Genomic DNA, 780 nt, shown 5'->3' on the forward strand with positions numbered 1-780 from the left:
GCAATTGTTGATCAGTTGCTTGCGGATCATCCCGCTGAAGTGGAAGCTTTTAGGGGCGGTAAGAATAAATTACAAGGCTTCTTTGTGGGCCTATTAATGAAACAAACTGGCGGCAGGGCTGATCCAAAGCTTGCCAATCAAATCCTGTTAACTAAGCTCAAGGGTTGATGGATAAGTTTGTGAATGCAATTGATTGATTTATTGCATTAATTTGGCTTGAATACTGCCACATCGCCCATGCCTTTTATTGAATGTTTGCCAAGGTTTTGAGCCCCCATTTGCGGTTGCATCAATTCAGCAGTGCGCTGATTGATTAATACTGGAGCATCCAACACACGGGTGAGGCTTTCCAGCCTGCTTGCCAAATTAACAGTGTCGCCAATCACAGTGAAATCCAGCCGTTGCGGGCTGCCGATTTGACCCACCACAGCATCTCCGCTGGCAATGCCAATGCCACTGGCAAGGGGAGCGATGTTATTTATTTGCCATTGTTGATTTAGTTGCTCCAGGCGCTCGCCCATGGCAAGGGCACAACGAACTGCTTGAACTGCTTCTATGGCAACACCACGGCTGCGGGGCGAGCCAAATACCGCCATCACAGCATCACCAATGAACTTATCTACGGTGCCGCCATGGGCTGTGATCACCTCCACCATGGCGCCTAAATAGGTATTTAGTTGCTGCACTAAATCTGTGCTGCGTCCTTCTTTAGATAATTGTTGGGTGAGGGCAGTAAATCCTTTTAGATCACTAAATAACACCGTTACGGGTAAGGTGCGG

1 protein-coding gene and 1 pseudogene are annotated in these 780 nt (G+C 47.9%); one reads left to right on the plus strand and one right to left on the minus strand.

Going from position 1 to position 780, the window contains the following annotated elements; translation table 11 throughout:
* A pseudogene (locus tag C7K08_RS14800) lies at positions 1-168 on the plus strand (Asp-tRNA(Asn)/Glu-tRNA(Gln) amidotransferase subunit GatB); the annotation flags it as partial.
* 38 nt (positions 169-206) lie between these two features.
* Here the strand turns inward: C7K08_RS14800 and C7K08_RS14805 are convergent.
* Positions 207-780 (minus strand): adenylate/guanylate cyclase domain-containing protein (locus C7K08_RS14805; protein ID WP_133165342.1); only part of this gene is annotated, 574 nt, incomplete at its 5' end.

Origin of the sequence: Synechococcus lacustris str. Tous, assembly GCF_003011125.1 — a bacterium.
Classification (GTDB): Bacteria; Cyanobacteriota; Cyanobacteriia; order PCC-6307; family Cyanobiaceae; genus Synechococcus_D; species Synechococcus_D lacustris.